Here is a 17,943-nt window from a genome sequence, read left to right as displayed (position 1 = left end):
GCATTGCCATATTATTAAAGTAACTGGAAAGCAAGATGAGCAAGAAGAAAGTCGTTATCGGCATGTCGGGCGGGGTCGATTCCTCGGTCGCGGCATGGATGCTGAAGGAACAAGGCTATGAAGTCATCGGCCTGTTCATGAAAAACTGGGAAGATGACGACGATTCGGAATACTGCTCCACGCGCCAGGACTGGATCGACGCGGCCAGCGTGGCCGACGTCATCGGCGTCGATATCGAAGCCGTCAATTTCGCCTCCGAATACAAGGACCGCGTGTTCGCCGATTTTTTGCGCGAATACCAGGCCGGCCGCACGCCGAACCCGGACGTGCTGTGCAACGCCGAAATCAAGTTCAAGGCCTTCCTCGACCACGCCATGACGCTGGGCGCCGACCTGATCGCCACCGGCCACTACGCGCGTGTGCGCCAGGCGCCTCTAGATGCGGGCCGCTATGAACTGCTGAAAGCCGTCGACGCCAGCAAGGACCAAAGCTACTTCCTGCACCGGTTGAACCAGGCGCAGTTGTCCAAGACTTTGTTCCCGCTCGGTGAAATCCCGAAGACGCAAGTGCGCCAGATCGCCGAGAAACTGGCGCTGCCGAACGCACAAAAGAAGGATTCGACGGGCATCTGTTTTATCGGCGAACGCCCGTTCCGCGAATTTTTGAACCGCTACCTGTCGTACAAGCCGGGCCCAATGAAAACGGCCGACGGCAAGACCGTGGGCGAACACGTGGGGCTGAGTTTTTATACCCTGGGCCAGCGCAAGGGCATCGGCATCGGCGGCGTGAAGTCGTACCAGAATGCGGACGGCAGCAGCGACGCCTGGTATGTGGCGCGCAAGGATATCGCCAACAATACCCTGTGGGTGGTGCAGGGCCATGACCATCCGTGGCTGCTGTCGCCGGCCTTGACGGCCGACCAGGCCAGCTGGGTTGCCGGCGTGGCGCCGCAAGCAGGTGCATTGAGCGCCAAGACGCGCTACCGCCAGGCCGACGTGGCTTGCCAGCTGCTGCCGGACGGGAATGAACACTTCAGCCTGGCCTTCGACCAGGCGCAATGGGCCGTCACGCCAGGCCAGTCGGCCGTGCTGTACGACGGCGACGTGTGCCTCGGCGGCGGCATTATCGCCAGCGCGAGCGGCCTGGAAGGCGTCTAACTATTGCCTTGCGCGGCGGCAGCCAAGGCCTGCTGCTGCTTGCGCACCATGGCAATCACCGTATTGCGCACGGTTTTCAGCACCGTGTCTGCCATGAACGGTTTCACGATGAAGCCCGACACGCCCATGGCGTGGGCGGCCTGCAGCGAGGCGGCATCGATGCCGCCCGAGACCATGAAAATGAGCGTCTTCGGATACTGGGCGCGGATGGTTTGCACCACATTCGTCCCATCTTCCACCTGCTCGCGCGCGATGCACACGAAATGCGGGTGGTGCTTGACCAGCAGCGCCAGCCCCAGCGCGCTCGTATGCGTCTGCCCGCAGACATCGTAGCCGCCATCGGTCAGGACCGTGTTCAGCAGGCCGCGCGCCACGGCGCTGCTATCGATCAGGACTGTCTTTAACATCATGATTTACTTCCCTTGCTTGATTGTTCTTGCCTGGCGCTCTACTTTTCCCACGCCAGCTTGTTCCAGGTGACACCCAAGGTCACGTCGGTCTTGAGTTCCACTAACTTTCTTGAAAGATACAGTATTTCCCGCTCTTTTCGCAGGCTTTCACCGAGTGCACCGGGCAAAATGCCCGCGCCGGCCATCACGGCGTCGATATTGCCGTAGGCGCGCAACAGTTTTGCGCCCGTCTTCAGGCCGATTTTCGACACGCCGGGGATGCTGTCGGTGACGTCGCCCATCAGCGCCAGCAGGTCGGGCAGCAGTTCCGGCGGCACGCCGAACTTTTTCTCGACCCAGGCGTGGTCGTGCCAGATGCCCTTGAAATGATCCCAGACGAGCGCGCCGTGCGCGATCAGGCCATGCAAGTCCTTGTCGGTGGTGGCGATGACGGCCGCGCCGCGCCCCTCGTGCAGCCAGCGCATGACGGCCGTGCCGATCACGTCGTCGGCCTCGACCTCGGGAATGCTGACCACATGCATGCCGAAGCTGGCCAGGGTGTCGTAAAAGCCGGGCAAGGCGTCGCGCAGCACCTGCGGCATGGGCTGGCGCCCCTCGCGGTAACCGGCATACAGGGCGTGGCGCCAGGTCGGGCCACCAAAGTCGAAGGCCGGCAGGATGTGCGTCGGCTCGTGGTCGTTGATGAGGGTGCGGAATGACGACAGCGCGTGGCGCAGCGCGATTTCCGCCTTCAGGTCGGAATCGGGTTCAGGACTGGCTTCGTAGACGCGGCGTACGATATTCAAGCCGTCGATAGCGAGGAGTCTGGCCATGCGGTAAGTGGATACTGGTTGAATCGGGCATTTTACCGTATGGTTCCCCGCACATCGGGCCTGAATGCCGCTTATTTGGCGAAATCGTAGGGTCCGCCACGTTCGAGCGCACGCTGGTAGGCCGGGCGCGCATGGATGCGCTGCAGGAACGCCGTCAGCTTCGGCAGGCGTTCGTCGAGTCCGCCGCGCATGGCCGCCGCTTCCAGCGGAAAACTCATCTGGATGTCGGCCGCCGTGAATTCATTGCCGGCAAACCATTTGCTGTTCTCCAGCTCCGCTTCCATGTAGGCCAGCTGGCTATTAATATTGGGCAGGATGAAGCTGCTCTTGACCTTGCTGGCAATGCCGCGCGCGATCGGCTTGACGAAAAACGGCATCGGCGACGATTCGACCTTGTCGAACACCAGCTTCATCAGCAGCGGCGGCATGGCCGAGCCTTCCGCGAAATGCAGCCAGTAAGTCCAGCGCAGCTTGTCCGGCGTGCCGGCCGCCGGGATCAAACGGCCATTGCCGTAGCGCTCGACCAAGTACTCGATGATGGCGCCCGATTCGGCGATGGTGTTGGCGCCATCGGTGATCACGGGCGACTTGCCCAGCGGATGCACGGCTTTCAAGGAAGCGGGCGCCAGCATGGTTTTCGGGTCGCGCTGGTAGCGCTTGACCTCGTAGTCGAGGCCCAGTTCCTCGAGCAGCCAGAGCACGCGCTGCGAGCGCGAGTTGTTCAGATGGTGGACGACGATCATGGTTTTCCCGGTAACGATGGTTGAGTTCCAGTATAGCCGGGGACGGCCGGATCGGGGCGGCGCAAGCGAATCGACGAAAAAATTGCGAAAAACAGTATTTTCAATTGATAACTTTTCAATAATCCCTTATCTTGTTTTGTTTCCCATCAGTAAGGAAACCCCTGTGGATTTCGACGCAAACAACACTACCCCCAGACAAGAAGCCATCACCTTCAGCGCCACCGGCAGCGAATACTTCCGTATCTGGATCGTCAACCTGCTGCTGAGCATCGTCACCCTGGGCATTTACTCCGCCTGGGCCAAGGTGCGCCGCAACCGCTATTTCTATTCGAGCACCCACCTGGCTGGCAGCAGCTTCGAATACCATGGCAATGCCGTGGCCATCCTGAAGGGCCGCATCGCGGCCGTCGTGCTGATCGGCGGCTACAACATCGCCCTGAAGGTTTCGCCCATCGTGGGCCTGCTGATGTTCGTGCTGCTGGCCGCCATTTTGCCCTGGCTGATATGGAAAAGCCTGCAATTCAAGCTGTACAACACCAGCTACCGGGGCATCCGCTTCGGTTTCGGCGGCAGCGCCCGGGAAGCCTACAAGTATTTCCTGTGGCTGCCCATCCTCAATACCTTCACCCTGGGCTTGATGACGCCATTCCTGCACCAGCGCCTGAAGCGCTTTCAGCACACGCAAAGCCGTTTCGGCGCCACCCATTTCAGCTTTGACGCCACGGTCGGCAGCTTCTACAAGACCTATCTGCTGTTCTTCGCGCTGCTGCTGGGCGGCCTGCTGGTCCTGATTTTCGTCGTCTTCGGCAGCGTGTTCGCCTCGTTTGCGGCCAATATGAATGACAAGGCCAAGGTTGGCAGCCTGCTGTTTGCCATCGGCGCCTTGTACCTGTGGGCGTTCACCGTGCTGCCGCTGTTCATGACCATGATCCAGAACCTGATCTGGAACCATACGCGCTTGCAGCAGCACCAGTTCCAGTCGCAGCTGACCTGGGGCCGCACCACCTTCATCATGCTGACCAACCTGCTGGGCGTCGTCGTCACACTGGGCCTGTTCGCGCCATTCGCCCATGTGCGCTGGCTGAAGTACCGCCTGGAAGCGACGTCGATGCTGGTGCACGGCAGCCTGGATGAGTTTGTCGCCGCCACGGGCCAGCAAGTGTCGGCCACCGGCGAAGGCATGGCCGACCTGCTGGACTTCGACCTGTCGATGTAAGCAATGAACGCCGACACGCAAGAAGACCACGCCGCGCTGGCCGCCCGCTATTTCGACGGCCAGAGTTCGCGCCTGTACCACGTGACACTGTCCGTGCGCGATGGCGTGGCCGTGCTGGCGGGCGACATCGCGCGCAGCTGCCCGCTGGGCGAGCTGCACGTGTCCGAACGCAGCAGCCACGCCGTGCGCAAGGTCAGCTTCCCCGACGGCGCCTACCTGGAGATCGCCGACCAGGCGGCCTTCAACAGCCTGCTGCACGCCACGGGCCACCGCGACGGCTGGGTGGTGCGGCTGCAGCAAAGCTGGCGCGGCGCCCTGCTGGCCACGGTCGCCACCGTGCTGGTCCTGTGGCTCAGCTATCAGTACCTGCTGCCCGTGGTGGCGAAGGGGGTCGCGTATGCGATTCCCCAGTCCGTCGAGCGGCAACTGGGCCAGGGCGTGCTCGATTTCCTCGACCAGCACGTGTTTGAGGCGAGCAAGCTCGCTGATGCGCGCCAGCAAGCCTTGCGCAATCAGTTCGCCCGCCTGGCCACGCCCGGCGACGGCACGCCCGAGCACCGCATCGTTTTCCGCAAGAGCAAGATCGGTCCGAACGCGTTTGCCCTGCCGTCGGGCGACATCGTGCTGACCGATGAAATGATCGAGCTGCTGCCCGATGACCAGGCCATCATGGGCGTGCTGGCGCATGAGCTGGGGCATCTGCAGCAGCGCCACCTGACGCGCCGGCTGATCCAGACCTCGGCCGTGGGCGCCGGCGCGGCGCTGCTGTTCGGCGACGTGTCGACCGTGGTGGCCACCGTGCCGCCGCTGCTGCTGGACTTGAAGTATTCGCGCGATGTCGAACGCGACGCGGACGACTATGCGATCGCCATGCTGCGCCAGAACGGCATCGCGCTGGAACACCTGGCGCAAGTGTTTGTCGCCCTGGGCAAGCTGGACCATGGCACACCCTACTTGTCGAGCCATCCTGCCAGCGCCGAAAGAGTGGCCCGCATCCGCGCGGCACAGCGCTAAGTCTTCACGCGGCGTCCACCGGGCGCCGCGTTCTTTCCCTCCAGCACGTTCCGCGAATCGAAGGTAGACTCGACAGTTACCAGTCTGACTTCACCGGAGTGCCCATGCACCTAGTACCATTTCGCTACCTGACCTTCATTGCGACGGCCGCCATCTTTGTCCTGTCCCTGTTTTACTATGACCATTACTGGCTGCCCGTGCTGGCCGGTGGGTTGACCCTGGTCGGCATCAGCGACCTGCTGCAAACGAAGCGCGCCCTGCGCCGCAACTACCCCATCCTCGCGCATTTCCGTTTTTTCTTCGAGAGCATCCGCCCCGAAATCCGCCAGTATTTCCTGGAAAGCGACAGCGAGGCGACGCCGTTCTCGCGCAGCCAGCGCAGCATCGTCTACCAGCGCGCCAAGGAGCAGACGGACAAGCGCCCGTTCGGCACCCAGCTCGACGTGTATGAAGCGGGCTATGAATGGATCAACCACTCCATCGCTCCCGCCAAGGTCACCGGGCACGATTTCCGCATCGAGATCGGCAACCACCCGGACTGCCCGCGCGCCAAACCGTATTCGGCCAGCGTCTTCAATATCTCGGCGATGAGCTTTGGCGCCCTGTCGGCCAACGCCATCCTGGCCCTGAACGGCGGCGCGCGCAGCGGCGGCTTCATGCACGATACGGGCGAAGGCAGCATCAGTCCTTATCACCGCGAAAACGGTGGCGACCTGGTATGGGAAATCGGCTCCGGCTACTTCGGCTGCCGCAACCAGGACGGCACGTTTTCGGAAGAGCGCTTCATCGCCAACGCCAGCTCGGAACAGGTGAAAATGATCGAGCTGAAAATGTCACAGGGCGCCAAGCCGGGCCACGGCGGCGTGCTGCCCGGGCCGAAAGTGACGATCGAGATCGCCACCACGCGCGGCGTGATGGTGGGCGAGGATTGCGTCTCGCCGGCCGCGCACAGCGCCTTTTCCACGCCACTGGAAATGCTGCACTTTATCGACCGCCTGCGCACGCTCTCCGGCGGCAAGCCGACGGGCTTCAAGCTGGCCATCGGCCACCCGTGGGAATTTTTCGCCATCGTGAAAGCCATGCTGGAAACGGGCATCACGCCCGACTTCATCGTCGTCGACGGCAGCGAAGGGGGCACGGGCGCCGCGCCCCTGGAATTCACGGACCACGTGGGCACGCCGCTGCAGGAAGCGCTGGTGCTCGTGCATAACACGTTGGTGGGCGCCAACCTGCGCGCGAAGATCAAGATCGGCTGCTCGGGCAAGATCATCACGGCCTTCGACATCGCCCGCCTGCTGGCGCTGGGCGCCGACTGGTGCAATTCGGCGCGCGGCTTCATGTTCGCGCTGGGCTGCATCCAGTCGCAAAGCTGCCACACGGACCGCTGCCCGACGGGCGTGGCCACGCAAGACCCGCAACGCCAGCGCGCGCTGGTGGTATCCGACAAGATCGCCCGCGTGGCGCACTTCCATCAAAACACCATGAAGGCGCTGGCCGAACTGATCGCCGCCGCCGGCCTGGCGCACCCGCAGGAACTGCGTCCGCATCACCTGGTGCGCCGCATCTCGCCGAATCAGGTGAAACTGGCGTCGGCCCTGCTGCCCTTCCTGGAAGCGGGCCAGCTGCTCGACCCGAGCCAGCTGCCGCAACTGCCGCCCGTGTTCGGCCTGTACTGGCCCAAGGCGCAAGCGGCTTCGTTCCAGCGCCTCGATTGATGCCGGCACTACGCAAGTGGAGCAATACCACTTAATAACCACTTGCGCAAAAACCCAAATCCAATACAATACCAAAACGAGTACAAAACCAAGGCAGCTTTCCGGTGACCGCCACGATGCGCCACCACGGTGCCAGAATACGTATGCCGTCGTCAAAATACATACCGGAGGAGTTGCAGCATGGAGCAGGGTTTGCGCGAGAAAGTAGGACAGCTATTCATGGTGGGCTTCGACGCCCTGCAGGCGGACGAGCATATCAAGACCTTGATACGCGAAAAAAAGGTGGGCGGCGTGATCCTGTTCCGCCGCAACGTGCACACGCCCGCGCAAGTGTCCGCCCTGTGCCGCGAACTGCAGGAGATCAACGCGGAAGTGTCCGACATTCCGCTGCTGATCTCCATCGACCAGGAAGGCGGCATGGTGATGCGCATCGAGCAGGGCGTCACGCCAATTCCCGCCGCGATGGCCTTCCAGGCTGCCGGCTCCATCGACGACTGCGAACGCATGAACCAGATCAGCGGCGATGAAATGCGCCAGCTGGGCATCAACCTGCTGCTCGCGCCCGTGCTCGATGTGAACAACAACCGCAACAATCCCGTCATCGGCGTGCGCGCGTATGGCGAGGATGCCGCCACCGTCATCGCCTACGGCATGGCGGCCATGCGCGGCCAGCGCGCCAGCGGCATGGCCGTCACCGCCAAGCATTTCCCCGGCCACGGCGACACGGCCACCGACACGCATTACGCCATGGCCCTGGTCCCGCACGACAAGGATCGCCTGCACGCCGTGGAACTGGCGCCGTTCCGCGCGGCCATTGCCGGCGGCGTCGACGCCATCATGACGGCGCACGTGGTCTTCCCCGCTTTCGAGGCCGATACCAAGGTGCCGGCGACCCTGTCGAAAGGCGTGCTGACGGACCTGCTGCGCGGCGAGTTGAAATATCAGGGCGTGGTCATCACCGACTGCCTGGAAATGGCGGCGATTGCCGACGGCATCGGCATCGCCCAGGGCGCCATCGCCACCTTGCAGGCGGGCGCCGACATCGTCCTCATCTCGCACCGCGAAGCGCAGCAGACGGCCGCCATCGAGGCCGTCATCGCGGCCGTGGAGCGCGGTGACATCGCCATCGACCGCATCGACGCCGCTTGCGCGCGCGTGGCTGAACTCAAACGCAAGCGCGCCGTGCGCGACTGGCGCGCCCGCCCCGTCGCCCCGCCGGCGCTGATGCAACCGGCCGCCATGGCCCTGTCGCAGCTGCTGCAAAAAGCCGCCTTGCGCGTGCAGGGCGACTACCGCCCGCTCGACGCCAGCCTGCCCGTGACCCTGCTGACGGTGGAAGTGCGCTCGCGCAGCGAAATCGACGAAGTGGCGCTGGGCCGCAACAAGGAAGCGCGCAGCTCGATGCTGCCGGCGCTGCTCGAAGCGGGCCTGGACGTGCGCGAGTACGCCTTGTCGGCCGAGGCGCTGGACGACGAAGTTAACGAGGCCATCGCCTTTGCGCAAAGCGCGCAGCAGATCGTGCTGCAAACGTATAACGCCATGTTCGTCGATGGCCAGCGCCGTCTGGTCGAGGCGCTGCCGCAGGATAAACTGTGGCTGGTGGCGGGCCGCTTGCCGTATGACCTGGACCTGGCGCCCCACGCGCAAGGCCGCCTGGCCGCCTTCGGCTGCCGCCCGGCCGCGCTGGTGCCGGTGGTCGACAAACTGGCCGGCAAAGCGTAAGCGCCGTACTGCAGACGTAAAAAAACCCGCATGCGCGGGTTTTTTTCATTCAGGTTGGCGCAACGGGCGGCAGCGCCGCCACCGCCAGCAGGGCAAACGGCCCGAGGAACAGGCCGATGCCGAACCAGAGTCCCCCGTGGCGGCCGCGCCGGCTGGCCAGCAGCCAGGTGGCGACCGCAAACAAAAACATGAAGATCAACAGTATCGCCATTGCCACTCCTTGCCATGCGGAAAACCCAGTGTAGCCCACGGGCGCGCCCGTGGCTACATGTACATCAATCCTGGCGCTGCACCTGCATCAGGATCACGCGCTTGCTGCTGCCGTCGGCCGGCGGCGTGGCGGACGGTGGCGGCGGGCTGTCGCAGGAGCCGCAGGAACCGCAGCCGCTGCCGCAACCGGGCGCCACCTTGAAGAAGGTCGACAGCTTCGCCTCATCGAGGCCGCAGCGCACGAGGCCGCGCACGATGGCGCGGCGCACGCCCGCCGGCAGGTACTTGGTCGAAAAATGCAGCAGCGCGGCTGCGACGATCAGGGCGACGATCAGGGTTTGCCACATGCTTTTCTCCTAAGCGCCCAGCATCAGGGCGATGCGGTACGTGATGAACGAGGCGGCATAGGCCAGGGCGAACATATAGCCGGCCATCAGCAGCGGATAGCGCCAGCCGCCCGTCTCGCGCTTCACCACGGAGAGGGTCGACAGGCACTGCGGCGCGAATACATACCAGGCCAGCAGGGACAGCGCGGTGGCCATCGACCACGAATGGGCGATCAGCGGCTCCAGCGTGGTGGCCAGCGCGTCGCCCGTTTGCGACAGCGCGTACACGGTGCCCAGGGCGCCGACGGCCACTTCGCGCGCCGCCATGCCCGGCACCAGCGCGATGCAGATCTGCCAGTTGAAACCGATCGGCGCGAAGATCACTTCCAGGCCGCGGCCCAGGATACCGGCCAGGCTGTAGTAGATCGGCGGGTGGATCGCGTTGTCCGGCGGGCCGGGGAAGGTGCTGAGGAACCACAAGATGATCATCAGGCTCAGGATGATGGTACCGACGCGCGTGAGGAAGATCTTCGCGCGCTCCCACAGGCTGACGGCCAGGTTGCGCAGGTGCGGCCAGTGATACGCCGGCAGTTCCAGCATCAGCGGCTGGTTGCCGCGCACGCCCATGCCGCGCTTCATGACCCAGGCCACGGCCATGGCCGAGATGATGCCGGCGAAGTACAGCACGAACAGCACCAGGCCTTGCAGGCTCAGATAGCCCCACACCTGGCGTTCCGGGATGAAGGCGGCGATGATCAGCGCGTACACGGGCAGGCGCGCCGAACACGTCATCAGCGGCGCGATCATGATGGTGACCAGGCGGTCGCGCGGATTCTGGATCGTGCGCGCCGCCATCACGCCGGGAATGGCGCAGGCAAAGCTCGACAGCAGCGGAATGAAGGCGCGGCCGGACAGGCCCACGCCGCCCATCAGGCGGTCCAGCAAAAAGGCCGCGCGCGGCAGGTAGCCGCAGTCTTCCAGGCTCAGGATGAAGAAGAACAAAATCAGGATCTGCGGCAGGAACACCAGCACGCTGCCGACGCCGCCGATGATGCCTTCCACCAGCAAGCTTTTCAGGTGACCGTCGGGCATGTTCGCCGTCAGCACGGCACCCAGGTGGCCCACGCCATCGGTGATCATTTCCATCGGCGTGGCGGCCCAGGCAAACACGGCCTGGAAGATCAGGAACATCAGCACGGCCAGGATGATGGGGCCGAACACGGGGTGCAGCACCACGTCGTCGATCTTTTCCGTCAGGTTGCCCTTGTCGCTCGTGTCATTGCTGACGGCGGCCAGGATGCGGCGCACTTCGCGCTGGGTTTCCTCGACACTGACGGCATCGATGGCCGCCAGCGGTTTCGCTTCCACGGCCGGCAGCGGCAGCATGGCGTCGATGGCGTTCAGCAAGGCTTTTTCGCCGTCGTGCTGCACCGCCACGGTTTCCACCACGGGCATGCCCAGTTCGGCCGACAGCTTGGCCGTGTCGATCAGCATGCCGCGCTTGCGCGCCACGTCCGTCATGTTCAGCGCCAGCAGCATGGGCAGGCCCAGGCGCTTGACTTCCAGCACCAGGCGCAGATTCAGGCGCAGATTGGTGGCGTCGACGACGCAGACGATGGCGTCCGGACGCGGGTCGCCGCGGCGCAGCCCGCCCACCACGTCGCGCGTGATGGCTTCATCAGGCGTGGTGGCCGACAGGCTGTAGGCGCCCGGCAGGTCGAGCAGGCGCACGGGCTTGCCGGCGGGCGAGGTGAAATGGCCTTCCTTGCGCTCGATGGTCACGCCGGCGTAGTTCGCCACTTTCTGGCGCGCGCCCGTCAAACGGTTGAACAGGGCGGTCTTGCCGCAGTTGGGATTGCCCAGCAAGGCAATTTGTGGCTGATGCGGCGGCTTGTGCACGCCCGCATCGACGATCGTTTCGACAGCACCCATGGTCATTCCGGTTGAAGCAGCGGTTGAATCGTGATCAGCGCCGCTTCGAAGCGGCGCAGTGCGAATGTGGCATTGCCCACCTTGATGGCCAGCGGATCGCCGCCGGGAATGCCGCGCTTGAGCATGCGGATGCGTTCACCGGGAACGAATCCCAGCTCCATCAGGCGGCGGGCCAGGTCGACGCCGTCCTCCGTCTGTCCTGCCGTGTGGGGCGTGATATGCAACACCGTGCCGCTCTGGCCGACTGCCAGCGCATCGAGCGTCATCATGGGTGGAACTAGAGTCATGAGCAAATTCCGTTCAAATTAAGAACACCTGATACCGGCTGCGGCGCGGGCGCCTTGCGCCGGTTCCAGGTTTGTGAGGTAAAACGCAACTGTTGCGCATTACCGACAAGCGGCCATTCCATCTGTCCAGACGGCAACCGTCCGAGACAATACCAGCATTATAAACATGAATGCGAATAGTTTTTATTTAGCCCGGAGAGCCGCCCCCACCAAGGGCTGCACCATCCGAAAAAATGGCATATCGATGCGCCGCGCCAGGCCGCCAACTGCCGCACACTTGATCAAAATCGCTTGCATTGTCCCGCACTTTGCGCGACAATGAAACGTAATGATAATGATTCTCATTAAAACACTAGCAACAATGCTTTCCAGCACTAGTGTCTGTTCATCCTCCAGCCAGAAGGTGTATCAATGATTGTATGTGTCTGCAACAACATATCTGATCGTGAAATCCGTCAAGCCGTCGATCTTGGCCTGTCCAGCATGGCCGAACTGCGCCGTGACCTGGGCGTGGCCACCTGCTGCGGCAAATGCCACACCTGCGCGCGGGAAGTGCTGAACGATCACCTGAACGCCACCGTGGCGCTGCAAGAAACCGTATTGATGCGAGCTGTACTGACAAACTAAAGAAAGCGATGAACGCCATGACGATGATGCCCCCGCCCGTAACGGTGCAGGCCGTGCAGCAATTTGCCGACTTCGACAAGAAGCGCAACAAATTCGCGCCGCTAATGGCCATCGTTGTCCTGCATATCGCCGGCTTTTACGCCATCCAGAGCGGCCTGCTGAGCCGCGTCGTCACGGCGGCCATGCCGACCATCACCACCATCAGCATCATCGCCCCGCCGGCGCCGCCGAAACCGCCGGCACCGTCCGTACCGAAAACCGTGGAATTGAGCGCCCCCGTGCCGCGCGCCGTGATCCCGCCGCTGCCGCTGATCGCCGTGGCGCCAAGCGAACCGACGATCACGCCGCCGCAACCGACGCGCGCCGAAGCGGCACCGGCTGTTGCCACCGCCGCGCCGACGGCGCCATCGGCACCATCGCCGACGCCGCCGGCACCATCGATGCCGCGCACCGTCAGCAGCGTCGAATACATCAAGGCGCCGCAACTGATCTACCCGAATTTGTCGCGCCGCCTGGGCGAAAGCGGCACCGTGGTGTTGCGCATCCTGATCAACGAAAAAGGCTTGCCCGAGCAAATCCTGATCCAGAAATCGACCGGCTACAACAACCTCGATGAAGCGGGCCGCCAGGCCGCCCAGCGCGCGCTGTTCAAGCCGATGATCGAAAACGGCAAGCCTGTTCCCGTGTACGTTTTAGTACCACTGACCTTCCAACTGAGCTAGCCTTCCGGCGGCCACGGCGCCGCTGCCAGCCCGCAAGCACCGCACCCTGTGCCCTGCTTGCTTTTTTGCGCCTGTTTTCGTCAAGCGATTTGCTTGTTTCAGTCTGCCAGCCTACATCCCCGGGCCAGGCAGACTTTTTTTTTCCTGCTATGGGGTCAGACCCTCAACACCGCCAACGCCCAGTTCAGCGCCAACGTCGCCGGGGGTCTGACCCCAGCCTTACATCTCCGCCCACATCCGCAGCAGGTTGTGATAATGCCCCGTCAGCCCCACCGTCGCCGGTGAATCGCCATGCTCCGCGCGCACGCTCTGGATGTTCTGATCGAGCTCGAACAGCATGCTGCGTTTCCAGTCTTCGCGCACCATGCTTTGCGTCCACAGGAAGGAGCAGATACGCTCGCCGCTGGTGACGGGCAGCACCTGGTGCACGCTGCTCGACGGATACACGATCACGTCGCCGGCCGGCAGTTTCACTTCATGCGTGCCGTAAGAATCGACCACCACCAGCTCGCCGCCTTCGTATTCATCCGGCTCGCTCAGGAAGACCGTCGACGAGACGTCGGCGCGCATCGATTGCATGCCGTTTTTCGGCGTGCGGATGGCGCCGTCGATATGCAGGCCATAGTGTTCGCCGCCCGCATAGCTGTTGAAGAAGGGCGGCAGGATGCGCAGCGGCAGCACGGCGGCAAAGAACAGCGGATTGGCCATCAGCGCGCGGCTGACGATCTCGCCCAGTTCCAGCGCCAGCGGCGAACCTTCGGCCAGCTGGCGGTTGCGCTTGACTTGCGCGCCTTGCGCCCCGACGCTGGCGCGTCCGTCGACCCAGTCCGTCTGCGCCAGGCGCTGGCGAAACTGCGTCACCTGTTCCGGCGTCAGCACACCGGGTATATGCAGCATCATCTTGCTATCCTTTTTTCAGTAAATATCGCTGCCTGATTATCGCATCGCCGGCAGCGGCCAAGAAGACACAAAAGCAAGAACGAACCAACATTTCCCGCCTTTTCAGCGCGGCCATGCAGTCGCGCCAGCGGCGGCCAAACAGCAGCGGAAACGCGAATGAGAATGGCCTTCATTTTCCTTAACAAATAAAAAACGGCGCAAGTGGGCAATCCACTTGAGAATGGGTTTTATTCGCACGATATTTACGTTAAAAAGACGGAAAAATGCCGTTTAGCACCGGAAATCGCCGACATTTTGCGCTATCATGCGGGCATAGCGAAACCGGCAACCTGCGCGCCACCAGGCAGCCAACGCCACCCGGCAGTGAACGCCAGCAGCCTGCGGTTTCATCATCGAACGCGACACAGAACAAAGGAAATCCCATGAAGGGCGATAAAGAAGTCATCCGCATGCTCAACGCACAGCTCACCAACGAACTGTCGGCCATCAACCAGTACTTCCTGCATGCGCGCATGTACAAGCACTGGGGCCTGGAAAAGCTGGGCAAGAAGGAATACGAAGAATCGATCGGCGAAATGAAACACGCCGACAAGCTGATCGACCGCATCCTGATGCTCGACGGCCTGCCTAACCTGCAAGCGCTGCACAAGCTGCTGATCGGCGAGAACACGCCGGAAATGCTGGAATGCGACTTGAAGCTGGAACGCGCCGCGCACGCCACCGTCAAGGAAGGCATCGCCATCAGCGAAAAAGCCGGCGACTACGTCTCGCGCGACCTGTTCCTGATGATCCTGGAAGACACGGAAGAGCATATCGACTGGCTGGAAACGCAGATCGACCTGATCGCCAAAGTCGGCATCCAGAACTACCTGCAAAGCCAGATGGCGATTGAAGAGTAATCTTTCGCAGCATCGTAAAAAAACCGGCAGAGCCGGTTTTTTTTACGCCTGTCGTCAAGCCTTGCCGGTCTGCGATGGGCGCAGCTTGACGAACAGCACCGCCACCGCCGCGCACAGCAGCAGAGCGCCGGCCAGCCGGATGACGTTCTCCGGATTGCCGCCCAGCCAGCTGCGGTAATACAGCGGCAGAGTAAATATCTGGATGATCATCGGGATGACGATGAACATGTTGAAAATGCCCATGTAGACACCCGTGCGCTCGGGCGGGATGCAGCCGGCCAGCATGATATAGGGATTGCCCATGATGCTGGCCCAGGCCAGGCCGATACCCAGCATGGGCAGCAACAGCAGCGCCGGGCTGTGGATCAGCGGGATGCTCAGCATGCCGACACCTGCCGCGCACAGGCACACACTGTGCATGCGCTTGGGGCCGAAGCGGCGCGTGAACGGCACCAGCGCGAAGGCGGCGACAAAGGCGACGAAATTGTAGAAGGCGCCCACCTGCCCGTTCAAGAGGCCCGCGTCGCGAAAGCCTTGCGACGCGGGGTCCGTCGTGTGAAACAGCGTGGCCGCCAGCGACAGCGCGATGTACTGCCAGTAGCAGAACAGGGCATACCACTGGAACAGGTTGACGAGGGCCAGCTGCTTCATCGTCGGCGGCATGTCGCGCAGGGCCGCGCCGATGTCGGCCAGCGTGTGGCGCCAGCCGGGCGGACGGCTGCGGATGGCCGCCAGCTCGGCCGCCGTGAGCGGGTTTTCCGGCGTCGTCTTCAGGGTCCACAGCACCGAGGCCAGCGAGAACACGGCGCCGATCAGGAAGGCGGCGATGACGATGTGCGGGATATGGCTGCCGTTGACGGCATCCTTGTTCATGCCCAGCATGACCAACAATGACGGCGTCAGGTAGGCCAGCGTTTGCCCCAGCCCCGTAAACGCGCTTTGCGTGAGAAAACCCAGCGAATGCTGCTTCTTGTCGAGCTTGTCGCTGACAAAGGCGCGGTACGGTTCCATCGTCACATTGTTGGCCGCGTCGAGTATCCACAGCAGGCTGGCCGCCATCCATAAAGTCGGACTGAACGGCATGGCCAGCAGGCCCAGGCTGCACAGGATGGCGCCGATCAGAAAATATGGCGTGCGGCGGCCCCAGCGCGTCACCGTGCGGTCGCTCATGGCGCCGATCAGCGGTTGCACGAGCAGCCCCGTCATGGGACCGGCCAGCCACAGGTACGGCAGGCTCGCCTCGTCGGCGCCCAGGTATGTGTAGATGGGGCTCATGCTGCTTTGCTGCAGGCCAAAGCTGAACTGGATGCCGAAAAAGCCGACATTCATGTTGACGATCTGCCAGAACGACAAATGCGGACGCTGCGCAGTGGCGTCGCTCATGACTGTTCCCTTTCCAGCCACAGCATATGCCATGGCTGCAAGCCCACCGTGCCGGCCAGCACGCTGCCATCGAGGCTGTTGCGCCATTCGCCCGCAGGCAAGGTGAAACGCTGGCTGGCGCCGCTGAAGTTGCTCAGGTTGAGAAACGCGTCGCCGCGCAGCAGCGCCAGCACGGCCGGCGTGCCGGCGGGCAGCACGCTGCGCGGCGCGGCGGCGGCCAGGGCCGGCAAGCACCTGCGCACATCGACCAGCTGGCGCAGCGCCAGGTACAGCCGGCCGCTGGCGCTCACGCCATCGTGGCGCCATGCCAGCAGGCTGTCGTCGAACACGGGACGCTGCAGCCAGCGGCTGTCCATGGCCCGGTCGGCGTGCTGAGTGTAGCTGTCATCGTTGGTCATGCCCAGTTCATCGCCCATGTACAGCACCGGCAAGGCGCCAAAGCTCAAGGCCAGGCCATGCAGCAGCAGCAGGCGCCGCAACGCGTATTCCTGCTCCTGCACCGTGGCGGCGCTTTGCAGGCCGGCCAGCGAGGCGGCCATGCCGTTGCTGCCATGCGCCTTGTCGGCGCTGCTGCTCTGGAAGGCGGCGCCGCGCGCATAGCTGCCCGGTGCCCCCGCAAAGAACCGCGCGATACGCGCCAGGCGCGCCGGCCCGTCCTCACCCGCTTCATTGAGCAGCACGTTCCAGCCGATGTCGTCGTGGCAGCGCACATAACTGAGCCAGCTGGCGGCCGGCGGCAACGGCGGCGTGGCGGCGATCACCTGCTGCAGCAAGTCCGTACTTTCCTCGGCCAGCGCACCCCAGCCGGCGGCCATCAGGCTGCTGTGATAGGCGATATGGCATTCGGGCGCCGCATCGCTGCCAAAGTAGGCGGGCAGCTTGGGCGTGGGCACGATGGCTTCGGCCTTGAGCAGCACGCCCGGCGCGACGATGGCGGCAATCGCGCGCAACGCTTGCAGCAGGCTGTGGGCTTCGGGCTGGTTCATGCAATCCGTGCCTTCGCGCTTCCACAGGAAGGCCGTCGAATCGAGGCGGAACACCTCGATGCCCTTGTTGGCCAGGCCCAGCATGGCGCCGGCCATGGCCGCGAAGACGGCCGGATTGGCGTAATTCAAATCCCACTGGTACGGGTAAAACGTGGTCCAGACCCAGCGATCAAGCTCCGGCACGAAGGTGAAATTGCCCGGTGCCGCCTGCGGAAAAACCTGGCCTACCGTTTGCTCGTAGCGGTCCGGCTGCACGCGGTCGGGATAGGTATGGAAAAAATCGCGCAGCAGCGGATCGCCCGCCTTGGCGCCCAGCGCCCACGCATGGTCGTCGGCCACGTGGTTGAGGATCAGGTCCGAGCACAGGCTGATACCGGCCGCGCGCAGCTGCGCCGTCAATGCCAGCAAGTCGGCATTGCTGCCCAGCGCGGGATCGACTTCCTCGAAGCTGGCGACGGCAAAGCCGCCATCGCTTTCGCCGGCGCGCGCACGCAAAAACGGCAGCAAATGCAGATACGTCACGCCCAGTTCGCGCAGGTGGGCAATGCGCGCCGCCACGCCCTGCAGGTTGCCGCCGAAGCGCTGCACATAGGCGCTGTAACCGAGCATGGACTGGCTGGCCAACCAGTCCGGCTGCGCTGCGCGCTGCGCATCCTGGCGCAGCAGCTCGGGGGCGCGCGCCGCGTACAGCCGCCCCACGCTTTCCATCAGGTCGCCCAGCCAGGGCAGGAAGTCCGGCCGCTGGCCATACAGGCTGCCCAGGCGGTCGAGCAAGACCGCCTCCTGGCGCGCATAGCGGCGCGCCGCATCGTCGCGCAAGTGCGTGGGGAGCGGCGCCAGCAGGCGCGCCAGGGGGCTGCGTATCGACATCATGAATCTATC

General features: G+C 63.5%; 18 protein-coding genes. 8 read left to right on the top strand and 10 right to left on the bottom strand.

The window, feature by feature from the left end:
* Positions 1 to 35 precede the first annotated feature (35 nt).
* A complete protein-coding gene (gene mnmA / locus ACPJXG_RS01535) occupies positions 36 to 1,157 on the top strand; it encodes a tRNA 2-thiouridine(34) synthase MnmA (RefSeq protein ID WP_035822755.1) in 1,122 nt (373 codons plus the stop codon).
* On the opposite strand, the gene ACPJXG_RS01530 is transcribed toward mnmA, so the two are convergent.
* The 3 genes from ACPJXG_RS01530 to ACPJXG_RS01520 all read right to left on the bottom strand — a co-directional run bounded on the left by ACPJXG_RS01530 (position 1,154) and on the right by ACPJXG_RS01520 (position 3,122).
* Positions 1,154 to 1,564 (bottom strand): response regulator, encoded by a 411-nt coding sequence (locus ACPJXG_RS01530; RefSeq protein ID WP_035828354.1) that lies wholly within the window; start codon positions 1,562 to 1,564, stop codon positions 1,154 to 1,156. The two genes, mnmA and ACPJXG_RS01530, sit on opposite strands and share 4 nt — an antisense overlap.
* 41 nt (positions 1,565 to 1,605) lie before the next feature.
* Positions 1,606 to 2,379, bottom strand: a complete 774-nt coding sequence (locus ACPJXG_RS01525) for a 5'-3' exonuclease (protein WP_035822757.1) — start codon at positions 2,377 to 2,379, stop codon at positions 1,606 to 1,608.
* A gap of 71 nt (positions 2,380 to 2,450) precedes the next feature.
* Positions 2,451 to 3,122 (bottom strand): glutathione S-transferase, encoded by a 672-nt coding sequence (locus ACPJXG_RS01520; RefSeq protein WP_425253177.1) that lies wholly within the window; start codon positions 3,120 to 3,122, stop codon positions 2,451 to 2,453.
* Between the two features lie 163 nt (positions 3,123 to 3,285).
* Here ACPJXG_RS01520 and ACPJXG_RS01515 point away from each other — a divergent pair, with 163 nt between their 5' ends.
* The 4 genes from ACPJXG_RS01515 to nagZ all read left to right on the top strand — a co-directional run bounded on the left by ACPJXG_RS01515 (position 3,286) and on the right by nagZ (position 8,789).
* Entirely contained in the window at positions 3,286 to 4,338 is a 1,053-nt protein-coding gene (locus ACPJXG_RS01515; RefSeq protein ID WP_425253176.1) for a YjgN family protein, read from the top strand.
* 3 nt (positions 4,339 to 4,341) lie between these two features.
* Positions 4,342 to 5,352, top strand: coding sequence for a M48 family metallopeptidase (locus ACPJXG_RS01510; RefSeq protein ID WP_425253175.1), 1,011 nt, complete (start codon positions 4,342 to 4,344; stop codon positions 5,350 to 5,352).
* Positions 5,353 to 5,456: 104 nt separating this feature from the next.
* Positions 5,457 to 7,067, top strand: coding sequence for an FMN-binding glutamate synthase family protein (locus tag ACPJXG_RS01505; protein WP_425253174.1), 1,611 nt, complete (start codon positions 5,457 to 5,459; stop codon positions 7,065 to 7,067).
* A gap of 180 nt (positions 7,068 to 7,247) precedes the next feature.
* A complete protein-coding gene (nagZ, locus tag ACPJXG_RS01500) occupies positions 7,248 to 8,789 on the top strand; it encodes a beta-N-acetylhexosaminidase (RefSeq protein ID WP_425253173.1) in 1,542 nt (513 codons plus the stop codon).
* 49 nt (positions 8,790 to 8,838) lie between these two features.
* On the opposite strand, the gene ACPJXG_RS01495 is transcribed toward nagZ, so the two are convergent.
* From ACPJXG_RS01495 to ACPJXG_RS01480, 4 genes are all read right to left on the bottom strand, one after another.
* Positions 8,839 to 9,000 (bottom strand): hypothetical protein, encoded by a 162-nt coding sequence (locus ACPJXG_RS01495; protein ID WP_176390074.1) that lies wholly within the window; start codon positions 8,998 to 9,000, stop codon positions 8,839 to 8,841.
* A gap of 64 nt (positions 9,001 to 9,064) precedes the next feature.
* Positions 9,065 to 9,346: a hypothetical protein gene (locus tag ACPJXG_RS01490; RefSeq protein WP_425253172.1), complete on the bottom strand. Its 282-nt coding sequence runs from the start codon at positions 9,344 to 9,346 to the stop codon at positions 9,065 to 9,067.
* A gap of 9 nt (positions 9,347 to 9,355) precedes the next feature.
* Positions 9,356 to 11,257, bottom strand: a complete 1,902-nt coding sequence (gene feoB, locus ACPJXG_RS01485) for a ferrous iron transporter B (protein WP_425253171.1) — start codon at positions 11,255 to 11,257, stop codon at positions 9,356 to 9,358.
* A gap of 2 nt (positions 11,258 to 11,259) precedes the next feature.
* Positions 11,260 to 11,544: a FeoA family protein gene (locus tag ACPJXG_RS01480; protein ID WP_077408814.1), complete on the bottom strand. Its 285-nt coding sequence runs from the start codon at positions 11,542 to 11,544 to the stop codon at positions 11,260 to 11,262.
* 411 nt (positions 11,545 to 11,955) lie between these two features.
* Here ACPJXG_RS01480 and ACPJXG_RS01475 point away from each other — a divergent pair, with 411 nt between their 5' ends.
* Positions 11,956 to 12,171: a (2Fe-2S)-binding protein gene (locus ACPJXG_RS01475; RefSeq protein WP_034745611.1), complete on the top strand. Its 216-nt coding sequence runs from the start codon at positions 11,956 to 11,958 to the stop codon at positions 12,169 to 12,171.
* A gap of 17 nt (positions 12,172 to 12,188) precedes the next feature.
* A complete protein-coding gene (locus ACPJXG_RS01470; protein ID WP_425253170.1) occupies positions 12,189 to 12,893 on the top strand; it encodes an energy transducer TonB in 705 nt (234 codons plus the stop codon).
* A 219-nt stretch (positions 12,894 to 13,112) separates the two neighbouring features.
* Here ACPJXG_RS01470 and ACPJXG_RS01465 read toward each other — a convergent pair whose 3' ends face one another.
* A complete protein-coding gene (locus ACPJXG_RS01465) occupies positions 13,113 to 13,793 on the bottom strand; it encodes a Fe2+-dependent dioxygenase (RefSeq protein WP_046684505.1) in 681 nt (226 codons plus the stop codon).
* A gap of 422 nt (positions 13,794 to 14,215) precedes the next feature.
* On the opposite strand from ACPJXG_RS01465, the gene bfr reads away from it, so the two are divergent.
* A complete protein-coding gene (bfr, locus tag ACPJXG_RS01460; protein ID WP_034745609.1) occupies positions 14,216 to 14,692 on the top strand; it encodes a bacterioferritin in 477 nt (158 codons plus the stop codon).
* A gap of 54 nt (positions 14,693 to 14,746) precedes the next feature.
* Here bfr and ACPJXG_RS01455 read toward each other — a convergent pair whose 3' ends face one another.
* Both ACPJXG_RS01455 and ACPJXG_RS01450 read right to left on the bottom strand, forming a co-directional pair.
* Complete coding sequence (locus ACPJXG_RS01455) at positions 14,747 to 16,075, bottom strand: MFS transporter (protein ID WP_425253169.1); 1,329 nt, start codon at positions 16,073 to 16,075, stop codon at positions 14,747 to 14,749.
* The gene (locus ACPJXG_RS01450) at positions 16,072 to 17,934 is read right to left on the bottom strand and encodes an alpha-amylase family glycosyl hydrolase (RefSeq protein WP_425253168.1); all 1,863 of its coding nucleotides are present in this window, start codon (positions 17,932 to 17,934) and stop codon (positions 16,072 to 16,074) included. Before ACPJXG_RS01450 ends, ACPJXG_RS01455 begins: the two co-directional genes overlap by 4 nt.
* Positions 17,935 to 17,943: the final 9 nt, after the last annotated feature.

The organism is Janthinobacterium sp. NFX145, from assembly GCF_049810325.1.
Classification (GTDB): Bacteria; Pseudomonadota; Gammaproteobacteria; order Burkholderiales; family Burkholderiaceae_D; genus Janthinobacterium; species Janthinobacterium rivuli.
The sequence above is the reverse complement of the archived record's forward strand: the minus strand, read 5'-3'. Positions and strand labels throughout refer to the sequence as shown.

Excerpts from the sequence above, each read along its gene's own strand:
- mnmA (WP_035822755.1), top strand. The coding sequence starts at position 36 with ATGAGCAAGAAGAAAGTCGTTATCGGCATGTCGGGCGGGGTCGATTCC.
- ACPJXG_RS01530 (WP_035828354.1), bottom strand. The coding sequence starts at position 1,564 with ATGTTAAAGACAGTCCTGATCGATAGCAGCGCCGTGGCGCGCGGCCTG.
- ACPJXG_RS01525 (WP_035822757.1), bottom strand. The coding sequence starts at position 2,379 with ATGGCCAGACTCCTCGCTATCGACGGCTTGAATATCGTACGCCGCGTC.
- ACPJXG_RS01520 (WP_425253177.1), bottom strand. The coding sequence starts at position 3,122 with ATGATCGTCGTCCACCATCTGAACAACTCGCGCTCGCAGCGCGTGCTC.
- ACPJXG_RS01510 (WP_425253175.1), top strand. The coding sequence starts at position 4,342 with ATGAACGCCGACACGCAAGAAGACCACGCCGCGCTGGCCGCCCGCTAT.
- ACPJXG_RS01505 (WP_425253174.1), top strand. The coding sequence starts at position 5,457 with ATGCACCTAGTACCATTTCGCTACCTGACCTTCATTGCGACGGCCGCC.
- nagZ (WP_425253173.1), top strand. The coding sequence starts at position 7,248 with ATGGAGCAGGGTTTGCGCGAGAAAGTAGGACAGCTATTCATGGTGGGC.
- ACPJXG_RS01495 (WP_176390074.1), bottom strand. The coding sequence starts at position 9,000 with ATGGCGATACTGTTGATCTTCATGTTTTTGTTTGCGGTCGCCACCTGG.
- ACPJXG_RS01490 (WP_425253172.1), bottom strand. The coding sequence starts at position 9,346 with ATGTGGCAAACCCTGATCGTCGCCCTGATCGTCGCAGCCGCGCTGCTG.
- feoB (WP_425253171.1), bottom strand. The coding sequence starts at position 11,257 with ATGGGTGCTGTCGAAACGATCGTCGATGCGGGCGTGCACAAGCCGCCG.
- ACPJXG_RS01480 (WP_077408814.1), bottom strand. The coding sequence starts at position 11,544 with ATGACTCTAGTTCCACCCATGATGACGCTCGATGCGCTGGCAGTCGGC.
- ACPJXG_RS01475 (WP_034745611.1), top strand. The coding sequence starts at position 11,956 with ATGATTGTATGTGTCTGCAACAACATATCTGATCGTGAAATCCGTCAA.
- ACPJXG_RS01470 (WP_425253170.1), top strand. The coding sequence starts at position 12,189 with ATGACGATGATGCCCCCGCCCGTAACGGTGCAGGCCGTGCAGCAATTT.
- ACPJXG_RS01465 (WP_046684505.1), bottom strand. The coding sequence starts at position 13,793 with ATGATGCTGCATATACCCGGTGTGCTGACGCCGGAACAGGTGACGCAG.
- bfr (WP_034745609.1), top strand. The coding sequence starts at position 14,216 with ATGAAGGGCGATAAAGAAGTCATCCGCATGCTCAACGCACAGCTCACC.
- ACPJXG_RS01455 (WP_425253169.1), bottom strand. The coding sequence starts at position 16,075 with ATGAGCGACGCCACTGCGCAGCGTCCGCATTTGTCGTTCTGGCAGATC.
- ACPJXG_RS01450 (WP_425253168.1), bottom strand. The coding sequence starts at position 17,934 with ATGATGTCGATACGCAGCCCCCTGGCGCGCCTGCTGGCGCCGCTCCCC.